Origin of the sequence: Campylobacter sp., assembly GCF_052169515.1 — a bacterium.
Taxonomy (GTDB): Bacteria; Campylobacterota; Campylobacteria; order Campylobacterales; family Campylobacteraceae; genus Campylobacter_A.
On the sequence record NZ_JBQNCH010000005.1, the window covers coordinates 1 to 14,786 of the forward strand.

The 14,786-nt window shown below is 38.7% G+C and carries 19 protein-coding genes; 6 read left to right on the forward strand and 13 right to left on the reverse strand.

The genetic code is table 11. The annotated features are described in order from the left end of the window. From ACTTKV_RS02305 to ACTTKV_RS02325, 5 genes are all read left to right on the forward strand, one after another. On the forward strand, positions 1-251 hold a 251-nt coding region (locus ACTTKV_RS02305), incomplete at its 5' end, for a DHHA1 domain-containing protein (protein WP_442549051.1). Further along, on the forward strand, positions 248-748 hold the full coding sequence (locus ACTTKV_RS02310; protein ID WP_442549052.1) for a 3-isopropylmalate dehydratase: 501 nt from the start codon (positions 248-250) through the stop codon (positions 746-748). The genes ACTTKV_RS02305 and ACTTKV_RS02310, both read left to right, overlap by 4 nt. Continuing rightward, positions 745-1,287 (forward strand): septum formation inhibitor Maf, encoded by a 543-nt coding sequence (maf, locus tag ACTTKV_RS02315; RefSeq protein ID WP_442549053.1) that lies wholly within the window; start codon positions 745-747, stop codon positions 1,285-1,287. The genes ACTTKV_RS02310 and maf overlap by 4 nt, the downstream gene beginning before the upstream one ends. Next, a complete protein-coding gene (locus ACTTKV_RS02320) occupies positions 1,284-3,212 on the forward strand; it encodes a transglycosylase domain-containing protein (protein ID WP_442549054.1) in 1,929 nt (642 codons plus the stop codon). The genes maf and ACTTKV_RS02320 overlap by 4 nt, the downstream gene beginning before the upstream one ends. Positions 3,213-3,220: 8 nt before the next feature. Further along, positions 3,221-3,514: a ComEA family DNA-binding protein gene (locus tag ACTTKV_RS02325; RefSeq protein WP_442549055.1), complete on the forward strand. Its 294-nt coding sequence runs from the start codon at positions 3,221-3,223 to the stop codon at positions 3,512-3,514. 142 nt (positions 3,515-3,656) lie between these two features. Here ACTTKV_RS02325 and glyS read toward each other — a convergent pair whose 3' ends face one another. From glyS to ACTTKV_RS02390, 13 genes are all read right to left on the reverse strand, one after another. Then, positions 3,657-5,675: a glycine--tRNA ligase subunit beta gene (glyS, locus tag ACTTKV_RS02330; protein ID WP_442549056.1), complete on the reverse strand. Its 2,019-nt coding sequence runs from the start codon at positions 5,673-5,675 to the stop codon at positions 3,657-3,659. Then, complete coding sequence (locus ACTTKV_RS02335) at positions 5,672-5,824, reverse strand: hypothetical protein (RefSeq protein ID WP_442549057.1); 153 nt, start codon at positions 5,822-5,824, stop codon at positions 5,672-5,674. Before ACTTKV_RS02335 ends, glyS begins: the two co-directional genes overlap by 4 nt. 3 nt (positions 5,825-5,827) lie before the next feature. After that, positions 5,828-7,231: an endonuclease/exonuclease/phosphatase family protein gene (locus tag ACTTKV_RS02340; RefSeq protein ID WP_442549058.1), complete on the reverse strand. Its 1,404-nt coding sequence runs from the start codon at positions 7,229-7,231 to the stop codon at positions 5,828-5,830. Further along, the gene (locus ACTTKV_RS02345) at positions 7,228-7,707 is read right to left on the reverse strand and encodes a tRNA (cytidine(34)-2'-O)-methyltransferase (RefSeq protein WP_442549059.1); all 480 of its coding nucleotides are present in this window, start codon (positions 7,705-7,707) and stop codon (positions 7,228-7,230) included. Before ACTTKV_RS02345 ends, ACTTKV_RS02340 begins: the two co-directional genes overlap by 4 nt. Positions 7,708-7,798: 91 nt before the next feature. After that, complete coding sequence (locus ACTTKV_RS02350; RefSeq protein ID WP_442549060.1) at positions 7,799-8,980, reverse strand: CCA tRNA nucleotidyltransferase; 1,182 nt, start codon at positions 8,978-8,980, stop codon at positions 7,799-7,801. Then, positions 8,940-9,371 (reverse strand): CiaD-like domain-containing protein, encoded by a 432-nt coding sequence (locus tag ACTTKV_RS02355; protein ID WP_442549061.1) that lies wholly within the window; start codon positions 9,369-9,371, stop codon positions 8,940-8,942. The genes ACTTKV_RS02350 and ACTTKV_RS02355 overlap by 41 nt, the downstream gene beginning before the upstream one ends. Then, positions 9,353-9,598 (reverse strand): hypothetical protein, encoded by a 246-nt coding sequence (locus ACTTKV_RS02360; RefSeq protein WP_107698342.1) that lies wholly within the window; start codon positions 9,596-9,598, stop codon positions 9,353-9,355. The genes ACTTKV_RS02355 and ACTTKV_RS02360 overlap by 19 nt, the downstream gene beginning before the upstream one ends. After that, the gene (leuB, locus tag ACTTKV_RS02365; protein ID WP_442549062.1) at positions 9,595-10,662 is read right to left on the reverse strand and encodes a 3-isopropylmalate dehydrogenase; all 1,068 of its coding nucleotides are present in this window, start codon (positions 10,660-10,662) and stop codon (positions 9,595-9,597) included. The genes ACTTKV_RS02360 and leuB overlap by 4 nt, the downstream gene beginning before the upstream one ends. A gap of 2 nt (positions 10,663-10,664) precedes the next feature. Further along, positions 10,665-11,150, reverse strand: a complete 486-nt coding sequence (locus ACTTKV_RS02370) for a 3-isopropylmalate dehydratase small subunit (protein WP_442549063.1) — start codon at positions 11,148-11,150, stop codon at positions 10,665-10,667. A 128-nt stretch (positions 11,151-11,278) separates the two neighbouring features. Next, entirely contained in the window at positions 11,279-11,461 is a 183-nt protein-coding gene (locus tag ACTTKV_RS02375) for a YgaP family membrane protein (RefSeq protein ID WP_081004444.1), read from the reverse strand. 4 nt (positions 11,462-11,465) lie between these two features. Then, entirely contained in the window at positions 11,466-11,627 is a 162-nt protein-coding gene (locus ACTTKV_RS02380; protein ID WP_021091464.1) for a YgaP family membrane protein, read from the reverse strand. 10 nt (positions 11,628-11,637) lie between these two features. After that, positions 11,638-12,975 (reverse strand): NAD(P)/FAD-dependent oxidoreductase, encoded by a 1,338-nt coding sequence (locus ACTTKV_RS02385; protein WP_442549064.1) that lies wholly within the window; start codon positions 12,973-12,975, stop codon positions 11,638-11,640. 84 nt (positions 12,976-13,059) lie between these two features. Continuing rightward, positions 13,060-13,704, reverse strand: a complete 645-nt coding sequence (locus ACTTKV_RS02390; protein WP_103560655.1) for a Crp/Fnr family transcriptional regulator — start codon at positions 13,702-13,704, stop codon at positions 13,060-13,062. A gap of 83 nt (positions 13,705-13,787) precedes the next feature. Here ACTTKV_RS02390 and ACTTKV_RS02395 point away from each other — a divergent pair, with 83 nt between their 5' ends. Beyond that, complete coding sequence (locus ACTTKV_RS02395) at positions 13,788-14,747, forward strand: SLAC1 anion channel family protein (RefSeq protein ID WP_442549065.1); 960 nt, start codon at positions 13,788-13,790, stop codon at positions 14,745-14,747. Positions 14,748-14,786: the final 39 nt, after the last annotated feature.

Here is a 14,786-nt window from a genome sequence, read left to right on the forward strand (position 1 = left end):
TTAAAAACGAGAACGAAAAGGCGGCGATCCTGCTCGTGCAAGTAAACGAAGAGGGTAAAATCGCTCTGGCTGCAGGCGTGAAAAATGCGGCTTTGAAAGCCGGCGAGTGGGTCAAATTTACGGCGCAAATTTTAGGCGGAAACGGCGGAGGCAAGGATGATTTCGCCACCGCAGGCGGTAAAAACGTGCTTGCGATCGAGGATGCCATAAAAAACTCACTTGAGTATGCGAGACAAGTCCTAGAAAAATGAGCCATTACGATATAGCTTTTATAAAATTTGATCAGATAATAGCATTTTTACATGTCTGTTTTGTAGCCCTTTTTGTAGGGCTACAAGCTGGTCTTGTGCTTGTTGGAAGTTATTTTATAGAAAATAAATTTGAAGACAAGGAACGTTATCACATTCTGCTTCACATCATAAGACGTTTTGGTGTAACCATTTTTGTGATTATTATTGGCATTATTGCAACAAACGTTATTATAATTTTTTGCTTTGATGGCATAAATTTAACAAACCCTATGGCAAGCGCAATAATAGCAACAAAATGGGCTATATGGCTCTTTTTGCTATTAAATTTAAGCTATATATTTTATAGATATAAAAAGGCTTTAAAGGCCTTGAGATCGCATGAAACGATCGAGCTAAATGAAAGCCTTATTGTCATTATCTACTATTTTACGCCGTTAAATTTACTAGCTTCACTTGCTGGCATTTATCTTGGGATAAGTTACAAAGGCTTTGCGTGATAACACTTGCATCAAGCTCGCCAACAAGGGCAAACTTATTAAAAATAGCTGGTATAAAATTTGAACAAATTTCTTACAATTTTGATGAAAGTAAAATATCAAAAAATATAAAGCCAGAAATTTATGTCCAAAATGTCGTAAAAGCAAAAAAGGAGCAATTCTTAAAAGCAAATACCGCCTTTAAAAATTTACTCTTTGCAGATAGCTGCGTGGCATGTGGGGATCAAATTTTAGGCAAAGCAAAAGACGAGAATGAGGCGCTTGCTATGCTAAATTTACAAAGTGGCAACGAGTGCAGCGTGTATACAGCGATGATATTTGTGGGAGAATTTGAGCTTATAAATGTGAGCAAAACTACATATAAATTTGCTAATTTTGGCGAGCGCGACCTTACTGAATACCTAAAAAGCAATGAGTGGCAAGGCAAGGCTGGAGCCATGACGATAGAAAATTTTAATAAAAAATATATCACCTCCCAACACGGCGAGACCAGCACAGCCATGGGGCTAAATTTAAAAATATTAAAGGCATTTTTATGAAATATATCTTGGCATTTATCTTTATAGTTGCCATTTCACTTGGTGGAGCATTTTTATACTTTTACTCGCAAGTAAGGTTTGATGCTTACGCTATCATTGACTACAAACCAAAACTTACAACGCAAATTTTTGATAGAAACAACGAACTTATTGCAAATATTTTTGAAGAAAATAGAATTTATGTAAAGTATAACGACATCCCACCACGTGTCATCGAAGCACTAGTGGCTATCGAGGATACGAGCTACTTTGAGCATGGCGGCATAAACGTAGAAGCCATGGCAAGAGCAGCTATAAAAGATATCAAGGCTAGAAAACTAGTCGAGGGTGCATCTACGCTAACACAACAACTCATCAAAAATCTAGCCCTAAGCCGCGAGAAGAAATTTACAAGAAAAATAAAAGAAGTAGTACTCGCCATAAAACTTGAAAGTGAGCTTAGTAAAGAAGATATTATAGAAAGATACCTAAACCACGTATATTTTGGACACGGTTACTACGGCATAAAAACAGCTGCCGAAGGGTATTTTAGAAAAGAGTTAAATGAGCTAAGCATAAAAGAGGTTGCTATGCTAGTTGGCTTGCCAAAAGCTCCAAGCACCTATGATCCTACAAAGCACCTTGATCTCTCGCTTGGCCGTGCAAATAGAGTACTTGAGAGGATGTATAGTATAGGCTGGATCAATGAAGATGAGTATCGCAAGGGCATACTTGAAGAGCCAGCAGTCTTTGACGATACACTCACACGAAATAAAGCACCATACGTGGTTGATGAGATCATCAAGGAAGCTTCAAAGAAATTTGACGATATAAAAACTGGTGGCTATAAGATACAAAGTACGGTCGATCTAAACGTGCAAAAGATCGCGCAAAACGCTCTAGTCTATGGCTACAATGAAATTTTAAAGCGTGACAAAAAGGCAAATCCTGAGATTCTAAACGGAGCTATCGTAGTCACTCATCCACAAAGTGGCCAAATTTTAGCACTAATTGGTGGTATCGACTATGCAAAAAGTAGCTACAACCGTGCCACACAGAGCAAACGCCAACCAGGCTCAAGCTTTAAGCCGTTTATATACCAAATCGCTCTTGATAGCGGCTACTCAGTAGTCTCGCAAGTAGCTGATATCGCTAGGACATTTGACATGGGAAATGGCAAAGAATGGACGCCTAAAAATTATAGTGGTGGCTTTCAAGGTTACATCACAATAAAATCAGCAATCACACAATCACGCAACCTTGCAACCATAAATTTGCTAAATGACCTTGGTCTTAGCTCAGTTAGAAAGCAGCTTACAGATATGGGCTTTAGTGATATTCCTGAAAATTTATCTATTGCACTTGGAAGCTTTGGGATTTCGCCACTTGACTTTGCAAAATTTTACTCGATATTTCCAAACGATGGCGAGATGGTCGAGCCAACTCTTATAAAGCGTATAGAAAATAGTTTTGGGGTGTCGGTAAACTATGAACTACAAAGAAAGCAAGTTTTAAAACCAGAACAAGCATTTTTAATGACAACGCTTCTTCAAAATGTCGTAAATAGTGGCACTGGACGTAATGCCAAAATAAATGGTATCCAAATCGCTGGTAAAACTGGCACGACAAACAATAACATCGATGCTTGGTTTTGTGGCTACACACCTGACATAGAAGCAATAATCTGGTACGGAAACGACGATAACAGCCCTATGAAAAAGGTCGAGGGTGGCGGTAGGACGGCAGCTCCTGTGTTTAAGAAATTTATGGAAGACTACATCAAGCTTTACCCTACTCTAAGACGTGCGTTTGAACAGCCAGATGGCGTTTATAAGGGCTATTATGGCGGTAGCGACGAATACTACACAAACGACTCGCCACTACCTCAAAATACGCCAGCAAATGACATAATACAAGATCAAGAGAATGATGGATTATTGTTTTAGGAGATAAGATGAGAAATTTAAAATTTTTACTTTGCCTTGCAGTCGCAACTCTTGCCTACGGCACCGATCTAAACACAGCTAGCAAGAACGATCTAATAAATCTTGGACTAAGCAAAAGCCAAGCACTTAATGTCATAAAATATAGGAAAGCACACAAATTTAAAAGCATCGATGAGTTAGAAAAAGTGCAAGGCATCGGCTTTAACGATATGCAAAAAGTAAAAGAAAAACTTAGTGTAAAAGAAAAATCAAAACCCAATAAACCCAAACAAAAGAAACAAATCAAAGATAAGAAAAAATAATCCTATTTCCTTGTAAATTTCTAGTCATTTTATAAAAAGTGACTAGAAACAATAGATCCTCTAAAAATTTTTAATTTATTTTATTGGTGAATGTAAGAAATTTAAAAAGCCAGCCAAGAATGATATCAAGGCTGGCAAAAGTTTATAGACTGATCTCTTTTATATCGGCTACTTTTAATATTTCGCTATAAATTTGACCGATGATCGCAATGCGGTTATTTCTAATCTTTTCATCTTCAACATTTATCATAACTTTATCAAAAAACTCATCGATCTGTGGTTTTAGAGCAAATAGTGCCTTTAATCTTGGCTCGTAGGCAAGGCTCTTATCAACTGCACTAAATGCATCATTTAGGGCTTTTTCAGCGTCTATCTCAAAGAGACTCTCGTTCACCTTGCTAAATTTATCATCTTTTATGATGTTTGCAAGGCGCTTAAATGTCGAGAAATTCTCCCTAAAACTTGGCTCACTTGAAATTTTAGCAAGTGCGGCAATCATCTTCGTAAGCTCCAATATATCCTTTTCGCCACTTTTTATGCACGCTTTTACGATAGAAGTGTTTACATCAAAGAAAGTGTAAAGTCTATCAAGGATGAAATTTATAAGCACTTCAACATCAAATTTCTTATAATCTTTTGCAATATCTTCTAAAATTTCTTTTACGTTAAATTTTAAATTATGAGCTAAAACGATCTTTATCACGCCATTTGCCGCACGTCTTAGAGCGTATGGATCTTTTGTGCCGCTTGGGATCTTGCCGATACTAAAGAGCCCCATTAAAGTATCAAGCTTATTTGAAAGCGCCACAACAGAGCTAAAAACTTTGCTTGGACACTGCGCCTCCTCGCCATCTGGCAGATACTGCTCTTTTATAGCCAAAACGACGTTTTCGTCCTCATTTTTAGCCCTTGCGTAGTAAGCCCCCATAACGCCTTGAAGCTCTGTAAATTCATAGACCATCTGTGTTGTGAGATCAGCCTTGCTTAACATCACAGCCCGCTCAAGCTTCGCCTCATACTCGCCAGCCTCTTTTTTGAGTAGTTCATCGTAGTTGCTGGCTAGCTTTTTGGCTACTTGTAGCTCTCTAAGCTCTTTTTCGTAGATACTTCCAAGCTCTTTTAGGTAAGTTATATTTTTTAGTTTTTCTGGGCTAAATTCAGCTTTTAAGTCACTTTGCCAAAAGAACATCGCGTCGCTTAGTCTTGCTCTTAGCACCTTTTCGTTACCCTTAATAATAAGCGAATACTCATCAGTGATAGCGTTACTAACGACAACAAAGCCATTTGCAAGCTTACCATCTTTAAATACTGGGAAATAACGCTGATTTTCTTTCATCGAAGTGATAATAACCTCGCTTGGCACCTCTAAAAATTCCTCTTCAAAGGATCCAAGAAGTGCTGTTGGATACTCGGTAATCGCTACGACTTCATCCAGCAGATCTCTATCGATCTCGATCTTTAGTCCGCTTTTTTGGCTGATCTTTTCAAACTCATCACGTATGATCTTTTCTCTCTCGTCCGCTTCAAGTACAACACCACGAGCCCTTGAGCCTTCAAAATATTCTTTTATATTTGAAATTTTGATCTTGTCGTAGCTAATACTTCTGTGTGGATATGTAGAGTCACCACTTGCCACGCCAAATTTATTAAATTTAATGACCTCATCACCAAGTAAACACAAAAACGATCTTATCGGACGAATAAACTCGAACTCACCATTACCCCAACGCATAGACTTGCCAAAATTTAGGCTCTTTAAAAACTCCTCAACCATGTCGCCAATTATCTTAGCGACTGGCTCGCCTTTTACCTCTTTTTCGTAGTAGAGCACCTCTTTGCCGTCTATCTCTTTAAATTTAAGCTCGTTCTCATCTATGCCGCATTTGCTAGCAAAGCTAAGTGCTGCTTTTGTGAAAGCTCCGTCTTTTAGTGCTACTTGCTTTGGCGCACCGATAAAACTTGCCACGCTATCGGGCTGTGATTGTGGAAATTTCTCATGGAAAAAGACCAAACGGCGTGGCGTGAAATAAAATTTGAACTCGCTTGCAATGTTGTATTTTTCAAGCACAGCCTGCCATTTAGTATTGATATTTGGTAGCCCCCTTAAAAAGGGTATCGCTGGAAGTTCTTCAACTCCGATCTCTAGTAACAACTCTTTCATATTTCACTCTTTTTATTAAAATTTTCTCTTTTTTCTCTTATCATTTTTCTTACCCTCTCCTTTTCTTGTGCCTGCAAAATAACGCCCCTTATCATAAAAATGGCAAATAAAACAAACGCCGCTATCATAAAAATATCTAAAATTTGCACTTTCTACTCCACGACGATTTGATTTTCTCTTTTGTAAATTTGCACTCTTACATTTTCAAAAATTTGTTCGCCTTGTTTTAACTTTTTCTTACTATAAACCCTAATCTTTCCATATGGCGTATGCAAATAGCGACCTACTAGATTGCCAGAAATTTTAGCTATCACGTCGCCACTTCTTGCATCTTTTAGATGTGAGGCATCGAGTAAATTTTCGCTCACGTCTTTAGTGCCGTATTCATTTACTATCTCATAAGAGCTCACCTCAAGAGCATCTTTGTAAACTTTCATGCGCCTTACCAAAATGTCTAGCTCTTTGCCCACAGTTACGTTATTTTTAGGATCATAGACATAAATTCCACGGTGATCTTTTGAGATGATAAAGCCTTTTTTATCTTTTAGTATAACAACCGCTCTATCAACAAGCACCGGCAAGTCCTCTGGATTTGCAAAAAGTGCATCTACATCAGCATTTTTGTACTTTTGCTCGCTTGTTTTTTTACTAGCTTTATCTTTATCGGATTTAAAAATTTTACTTACTATTCCACTTTTAGCTGGGCTTGGATCAGTTGAGATTTTAAACTTTAACGCAAAGTGATCTGAGTAAAGATCGCTCCTAGCAAAACCATTTTCATCGACTGCAAAGCTTGGTTTAAAGACCTCAAAACTGCCTGAGATGTAGCTAAGATCGCCATTTTCTATAAAACTAGGCGAGAGTAAAACATGATCGATAGCCCTCTTTTTACCGTGCACTGTATGAGAGTATCTATTATTTGGCGCTAATTCCTTGTAAAGGTCGTAAAATTTACGTGTTACAATAATATCGTTTAAGATAGACTTTTGCCCAAAAGGCGAGTTAAAATCACCCAAAATGATAACATTTTGCTCCTTGCCTAGAGCAGTTCTTAGAGTTCTTTCAGCTTTTTTTTGCGCAGTTATGCCATTTTTGTAGGCCGGAAAGTGATTTACAAAAATGCTAAATTTCTTACTTTCCGTCTCAAAAACAACCTTTAAAATATTTCTTGTATTTACATTTGGCACTTTGTAGATTTCGCTGCTACTTGGCTGTATCTTTGAAACCAGTCCTAGGCCAACTGGTGAGTTTTTCTCCTTTGTAAAAACTACAAATTTATACTCGCTGCCACTAACAAGAGCCTTTAAAACCTCCTCATTTTCAATCTCTTGAAGTGCAATGATATCGGTGTCAAGAGCTTTTATGATCTGTCTTGTTCTTTGCATTTTTGTATCAGCTGCCTCGCAATCCCACTTTGAGATGCCGACTTTAAAGTCAATATACTCGCTGCCATCGTTTTTGCAATCAAATAAATTTTGCACATTATAAGTTGCGATACTAATTTCACTCGCAAATGCCATTAAAATGGTAAAAACTAAAGCAAAGACTACTCTCAAATCTCACTCCTAAAGTCAAATTTATCGATATTTTGTCTGATCGCCTCATACGCGATGATACCAGCACTCATAGCTAGATTTAGGCTTCTGCCCTCTTTTCCCATAGGTATGGTTATGGCGTTTTTAAAATTTATATCCATAAATTCTCTTGGCAGCCCAGTACTCTCTCCACCAAAAAATATAAAATCTCCTGGTTTAAACTCAGCCTCACAGTAAAGCCTATTTGTCTTTGTGGTAGCGAAGAAAAATCTATCCTTGTGGTTTAAGTTTGCTTCTAAAAATTCTTCCAAACTATCCCAAATTTTTGGATTTAAAATTTTCCAGTAGTCAAGTCCTGCTCGTCTAACAGCCTTTTCACTCAGGTCAAACACGGTAGGCTTAACGATATGCAGCTTTAAATTGGCATTAACACACATTCTACCGATAGCTCCCGTATTTTGCGGTATCTGAGGATGGACTAGGACTATGTTAAACATAAGCTTTCTTTGCCTTAAAAAGTGTTATAAACTAGCCTATTTTAGCCAAAATGGGCTTTTAAGAGTTTTAAAATTTAAGGATTTAAAATTTTTACTCATTAAGATATTTTGAGATCGCAAGCTCTTCTTTGCGTTTTATCTCTTTTGCGATCTCTTCGTTTTTAAAGCCAGCTGATAAAATTTCAGCTACATCAACCTTCGCGTCAAATTTAACTTCATAAATTCCAAGCTTCTTGGCACGCTCTATTCGCTCTTTATTATAAGCTCCTAGCCATGATTTTATAGGCATGCTAAGTGCTATTTGCATTAGCTCTTTATCGCTTGGCATATCCTTGAAATAAGGCTCTTTTAGTATAGAAAAATAGCTTTTTGGCAGATGCATTTTCTCTAAAATTTCTTTTGCATTAGACTCAAATTTTCCAAAAAATAGATATAAAAATAATCTCTCATCATCCACAAATTCTCTAGCACTTTTAAGCTCGTTCAAAAACTCATCGTCCTTAGAAATTTCCACACCAAAAATTTTTCTTATAAGTCCAAGCTCAAAAAGATAGTAAGCTCCTTTTTCTAGATGCTTTGCTCGAAAAAATTTAATAAGCTCAGTATTTATTCTGTCTCTACTTAAATGCTCCAAACTAAGGCTTTTCATAAGAGCTATCGTCTCGTTTGCTATACTAAAATCAAGCCTTGAGCTAAACTGCACCCCACGAAGCACCCTTAGCGGATCTTCTTTAAATTTTTCACTATCAATGTGCCTTAATGTCTTATTTGCTAAGTCGCGCATTCCACCATGAAAGTCTAAAATTTCTCCATTAAAGATATTCATCATAATGGCATTTATCGTAAAATCTCGCCTAAGGCTCGCAATTTTTGGATCGTTAATATAGCTTACCGCAAAGTCTTTGTGCGAATTTCCGGTTTTGCTCTCGCTTCTTGGAAGCCCGATGTCGTAGTTTTTATATTTATAGATGAAGTAGCTTTTGCCAACACCACTCGCTCCTATGCTAGCCATCAGCTCATCAAACCTAGTAGGCTCGATGTCATAGACCTCAATATCGTAGTCATAAATTTCTCGTCCAAGAAGTGCATCTCTCACGCATCCACCAACTAGATAAACGCGCGATGAAAAAGGAGCAAATAGCGATCTAAAAAAGTCTAGCTCACTATTTTTATAAATTTCATTTTTGATTTTTAAATTTTGCAATCTCTCATCCGTCAGGCAGGCTATAAACTCACTTTGAGAGATTTTGAAGTCTATTTTCGATGTTTGCAAGAGTAAATTCTAAAAATTTAATAGTTAACTCAAGCCTTGAAGCGAGATCTTGCTCTGGAGTTTGCTTAAGCCCTTCAAAAAGTACCTCGATGCGTTCAGCAAGATTTGCTAAAAAAATTTCCTCTTCACTTATCTCTCTGCTTTTTGGAGAAATTTCTATCTCAACTTTTGGCTCAAACTCTTTTGAAGCTTCTAAATTTAGTTCAAAATTTGGCTCATTTTCCACTCTCTCTTTTTCGACTTCTATTGCCAAAAGCTCTTTTTTTAAATTTTCTTGCTCTAACTCTTCTTGCTTCTTATTTTGTAGAGCCTCTATCTTTTTAAGCTCGGCGCTAACCTCACTAATTGCCATTCTAGCGATATCATCAAGCTTCATAATCTTATCAACCACCTTTTAAATTCATTTATCTCTTCATCACTTTTCATCGCTATAAAAAACTCTTTCATCTGCTCATTTTTTATCACTCGCTCTTTTCTTAGTCCGCTTAAACGATTTATCGCACTAAGCGCATCTTTGTTTGATGGATCTTGCTTTAAGATGTTCTTGTAAATTTCAAGTGCATCATCTTTTAGTCCTTGAGCTTCGTAGATAAGTGCTTCAGTGATTGTGTTTTTCATTTTTTGATAAATCCTGCTATCACGTCGCCTATCTCGCTAGTTGAGCAGATCTCAACTGCGTTAAATGCAGCGATATCTTTTGTTCTGTACCCATTGGCTAGTGTAGTTTTTACAGCGTTTTCTATGGCGTCTGCCGCCTCACTCTCACCAAATGCGTATCTTAGCATCATCGCTGCACTTAAAATGGTAGCTATTGGATTTGCTATACCCTGCCCTGCGATATCTGGTGCTGAACCGTGTATCGGCTCGTAAATTCCAACTTTACCACCCATACTTGCACTTGGAAGTAGCCCTATCGAGCCACAAACCATGCTCGCCTCGTCGCTTAAAATATCGCCAAATAAATTTTCAGTAAGGATGACGTCAAAATTTGCTGGGGCTCTTACTAGCTGCATCGCCGCGTTATCCACATACATAAAGCTAAGCTCTACTTCAGGATAGTTTTTCGCGACCTCACTGGTTACCTCACGCCAAAGCTGACTTGTCTCAAGCACATTTGCCTTATCGACCATGCAGACCTTTTTATTGCGAAGCATTGCTGTTTCAAAAGCGATCTTTGCGATGCGCTCGATCTCCATTTTAGAATAAACCATAGTATTAAACGCTCTATCTTCACCTTTTTCACGTGGCTGGCCAAAATAAAGCCCACCAGTTAGCTCACGAACAACGACAAAATCAACGCCTTTTAGAACCTCTGGCTTTAGAGTGCTAGCACCAACCAGCTCATCAAAAACGATAGCTGGACGTAAATTTGCATAAGCTTCTAGCTCTTTTCTGATCTTTAAAAGTCCGCTCTCTGGCCTTAGATGTCTTGGCAAACTGTCCCATTTCTCGCCACCGATCGCACCAAATAGCACAGCATCAGAGCTTAGAGCAGCGCTTAACGTCTCGTCTGGTAAAGGTACACCAAATACATCATATGCAGAGCCACCCATAAGCTTATAGTCGTACTCGAATTTCATACCAAACTCAGCACTTATGACGTCTAGAATTTTTATCGCTTCGTCGATTATTTCAGGACCAATACCATCGCCTTTTATAACACAAATTTTATACTTTTTCATTTTTATTCCATCTTTGCTTTTGCATACTCTATAAGTCCGCCAGCATTTAAAAGCTCTTGCATAAACGGCGGTATAGGGCTAAATTTATACTCTTTGCCACTGGTTAAATTTACGATTACGCCGTTATCAACATCTATTTTTAGCTTATCGCCGGCATTTATCTCATCTGTTTCTTTTATCTCAAGTATCAAAAGTCCTGTGTTAAAGCTATTTCTATAAAATATTCTCGCGTAGCTTTTAGCTATCACCGCGCCAATGCCAGCAGCTTTAAGTGCGATAGGAGCGTGCTCACGAGAGCTACCACAGCCAAAATTTTCGCCTGCCACGATGATATCGCCCTTATCTATCTTAGTACTAAAATTAGGATCAGCATCTTCCATAATATGCTTTGCCAAAATGTTTTCGTCGGAGGTGTTTAAGTATCTAGCAGCGATGATGATATCAGTATCGATATTATCGCCAAATTTCCAAACCTTGCCTTCTTTCATCTTTAACCTTTTGTTATGTAAATTTGAGCTGATTTTAGCCAAAAGTAACTAAATAATTCATCAAATCGCAAATAAAGTCTGCGATTTAAACGGCTAAAGGGCAAGGCAAGGGGCGTTTAATGCCCCTTTTATCTTTTTAAATTTAAAGAACACCTACCTAAGAATTTACACGCCGGGCAAAAACCCGTAACGCCGACAATAATTGGAATTAGGCCGATTAACGCCCAGTAGCTCTCGTAAAAATACCAAACTGCCGCCATAAAAACTAGCCCTAGTACGACCCTAATAATTCTACTTTTCACGCTTACCATATTTTTACCTTTTCTTAAAAATTTTATAAAGTGGGCAGTAGCCGTAATATCCCGTTAAAAGCGGAATTAGCCCGACCGTCCACAACCAACAGTCGCAAATAAATCCGAAAATAAAAAACCAAATCGCCGCTATAATCAAACGTATAGTTTTATCTAAAACGCTCATTTTATCTCCTTTAAGCCAAAGCTTTTAGCATTCCGTTCATAACCATAGGTTTAAATCCGTAAATTTTAACCAGCCAACTCATATAGCTCTCCCTGGTAGCGCCGAAGCACTCTAGCGTCGGAGCCGTTCCCTCCCAGTCGAACTCTACCATTATGGCCTTGCCGTATTTGGTGATAAAAGGGCAAGCCGTATATCCTGTAAATTTCTCGCTAGGTTCTCGTCCTTTTATCGTATTGGCTAAATTTTTAGCTAAGATCGGATACATTTTCCTAACACTAGCCCCCGTTTTGCCGGCCGCAAATCCGCAAATATCGCCGATACCGAATATATTTTTAAATTTTGTACTTTGCAAACTGTATTTATCGACGGCTAGGAAATTTAGCTTGTCGCCCTCTTTGGTTAGGCCGGCGCGAGCTAAAATTTCGCTTCCTTTTTGCTTGGGCGGCAAGTGGAGCCAGTCGTATTTTACGTCGATTAGCTCGGATGCGATTTTATCTTCGCCGTTTTGCCTATACGCCGTCCAAAACTCGAAAGTAGCGGTATTTGAGCTTTTATCGACGGCTACGATTTGATGGCGGAGATTAAAATTTATCTTTCTTTTTATCATTATTTGAGTCATCGCCGCGGCATAAGTCGGATCGCCGAAAAGCTTGCCGCCGCCGACGTAAAGATTAACACTGCCTTTATCGCGGTTGCCGGCCAACCTCAACCTATCTTCGCTCATGCAAGTTACTTTTTTATTAGCGCCGCTGCATTTCATCGGGGTTTTTTGATCGCAAAATACCGCCGCACCGCCATTTTGAGAGAATTTTTTCATTAGCTCGTTGCTTTTTACGGCGCCTTTTAGAGTATAGACGGAGGATATGTTGCCGCTCGTATCGTTAATATCCTCTAAGCTCAGCCCCTTAACGGCTTCAAAGTCGTATTCCACGCCGCTTGCTACGATTAGATAATCATACCCTAGTTCGCTCCCATCGTCTAAGACGAGCAGATTGGCTTCTGGCTTTATCTCAGATACGTTTTTGCGTATCCACTCGGCTCCTTGCGGGATATAATCCGCTTTTTCGTAAACAACGTCGCTAGCTTCGTAAATTCCGACGGCGATTAGCGTAAAGCCCGGCTGGTAGTAAAATTTCTCGTCTTTATCCACGAGAATTACCTTGGCGTTAGGCATATCTCTTCTAAGTTTAGCCGCCAACGCGATACCGCTAAGTCCCGCGCCCATTATGACGATTTTAGAATTTATATCGTCGTTTTCGCCGCCCGTTGCCGAGCAACCGCTCACACTCGCGGCTAGTCCCGCGGCCCCCATTAGCTTTAAAGCGTCTCTTCTTTGCAGTCCTTTCATAAATTCTCCTTTAAAACGAGTTTATGAAATGCTACCTAAAAACGGCCGTCCTCTCCGTAACAAAGTTACCTTAAAACGAGAATTTTAAGAAACAAGCCTTATTTCGCCGCGGCTTTGCGTTATTTGCCCGCTTCTCTCAAGCTCTTTAAGCACCCTAGATACCGCCTCTCTAGCGCTTCCTAGATGATTCGCCAGCTCTTCGTGAGTTATTTTTATAAAATTTTCATTTAGATTTTCGATGCTTTGGGATAAAAAATTCATAATCCGCGCCGAAAGCGGCGAAAATAAAGCCTGTTCCATAACGTTTATGGTTCTGGCAAACCGATCGGCTACGATTTTTAGAGTAAAATTTAAAATGCTCGGATATTTTTCTTTAAGAGGTTTGTAAATTCGCGCCGGAATAACGATGATCTCGCTATCTTGCTCGATTTCGACGCTTACTTTATTTTCTAGCGAATTTATAGAACACGTATCGCACAGCACGCAGCTCTCGTCTTTAGTTAGCCTAAATATCGTTATTTCCTTTGCGCTAGATGACACAAACGCCCTTAAAACGCCTTTTAGTATAAGTATAAATCCGAAGCAATCGTTTCCGGAGTAAAATATATCGCCCTTTTTTACGGTTTTTAGATACGCGTTAGCAAAGATCGCATTTAGATCCTCGCTTGCTAGATCGAAATTATTCGTAAATCTCTCGCGCAAAATTTCTTTTAACTCTTCGCTTAGCATTTTGCCCTTTCGTGACTTCGTTACAAAAATTTAACCTTATTATAGGTAATATTGCATAAAAATTTAATACGAAAAGAAAAACAATGCACGACGTTAAGAAAAACGACTCGCAAAGCAAAATAAAATCGCTGCCGATTATGCTTTTTGCCGGTACTATGGGGCTTGGAGGACTTTGCGCGGCTTATAAGAAATTAAGCGAGATATTTGATTTACCGAGCGAGATATTCTCGGCGCTTAGAGCGTTAGACTGCACGGTATTTTGCCTACTTTCGGCGTTTTACCTCTTTAAGCTTCTAAAATTTAAAGAAGAGGTAAAGGCCGAATTTTCGCATCCTATAAAGATAAATTTTTTCGGCGGATTTATCATCTCGCTTTTTCTTTTGGCTCTAGCCTACAAAGATGCGCCGCGACTATACTACTCGCTTTTTTACGCGGCTTTAAGCTTGCAAACGATTTTTACGCTTTACGTAATTTCTTTTTGGATCGACGAAAAATTCGATATTGCAACGCTAAATCCGGCATGGTTTATCCCCGTAGTGGGCAACTTGCTAATCCCGATCATAGCCGAAAAATCTCAAGCGATCTGGTATTATTTTAGTTTGGGGCTATTTTTCTGGATTATTTTATTTGCCGTTATATTTTACAGATTAGTCTTTTACGATAAGTTGGCCGATAAATTCGTCCCGACGCTAGTTATTACGCTAGCGCCGCCGGCTATGGCGTTTTTAGGATACGTAAAGCTAACCGAGCGATTCGACGCTTTTGCGGCAATACTGCTTAATATAAACGTATTTTTCGCCGCGCTTATACTTTTTTCGTATAAAAGATTTATTAAACTCAAATTCGCCCTATCGTGGTGGGCTTTTACCTTCCCGACGGCCGCTAGCTCTATAGCGTTTTTAAAAGCTTACGAAATTATGCAAAGCGATTTTTATTTAGTTTTAGGCGTCGGCGCTTTTGCGGCTTTAGTCGCTTTGATTTTGATAGTTGGATTTTTAACAGTTAAATCTATAATAAACGGCGAAATTTTTTCGGAAAAATAGCTTTTTTAGAAATGTCCTAGCAAATTTTTGCCGTCTTTA

Bases quoted from the DNA above. Each gene is read 5' to 3' on its own strand.
- leuB (WP_442549062.1), bottom strand. From the start codon at position 10,662: ATGAAAAAGTATAAAATTTGTGTTATAAAAGGCGATGGTATTGGTCCT.
- ACTTKV_RS02325 (WP_442549055.1), top strand. From the start codon at position 3,221: ATGAGAAATTTAAAATTTTTACTTTGCCTTGCAGTCGCAACTCTTGCC.
- ACTTKV_RS02310 (WP_442549052.1), top strand. From the start codon at position 248: ATGAGCCATTACGATATAGCTTTTATAAAATTTGATCAGATAATAGCA.
- ACTTKV_RS02385 (WP_442549064.1), bottom strand. From the start codon at position 12,975: ATGAAAGGACTGCAAAGAAGAGACGCTTTAAAGCTAATGGGGGCCGCG.
- ACTTKV_RS02380 (WP_021091464.1), bottom strand. From the start codon at position 11,627: ATGAGCGTTTTAGATAAAACTATACGTTTGATTATAGCGGCGATTTGG.
- ACTTKV_RS02395 (WP_442549065.1), top strand. From the start codon at position 13,788: ATGCACGACGTTAAGAAAAACGACTCGCAAAGCAAAATAAAATCGCTG.
- glyS (WP_442549056.1), bottom strand. From the start codon at position 5,675: ATGAAAGAGTTGTTACTAGAGATCGGAGTTGAAGAACTTCCAGCGATA.
- ACTTKV_RS02375 (WP_081004444.1), bottom strand. From the start codon at position 11,461: ATGGTAAGCGTGAAAAGTAGAATTATTAGGGTCGTACTAGGGCTAGTT.
- ACTTKV_RS02370 (WP_442549063.1), bottom strand. From the start codon at position 11,150: ATGAAAGAAGGCAAGGTTTGGAAATTTGGCGATAATATCGATACTGAT.
- ACTTKV_RS02320 (WP_442549054.1), top strand. From the start codon at position 1,284: ATGAAATATATCTTGGCATTTATCTTTATAGTTGCCATTTCACTTGGT.
- ACTTKV_RS02390 (WP_103560655.1), bottom strand. From the start codon at position 13,704: ATGCTAAGCGAAGAGTTAAAAGAAATTTTGCGCGAGAGATTTACGAAT.
- ACTTKV_RS02345 (WP_442549059.1), bottom strand. From the start codon at position 7,707: ATGTTTAACATAGTCCTAGTCCATCCTCAGATACCGCAAAATACGGGA.
- ACTTKV_RS02360 (WP_107698342.1), bottom strand. From the start codon at position 9,598: ATGAAAAACACAATCACTGAAGCACTTATCTACGAAGCTCAAGGACTA.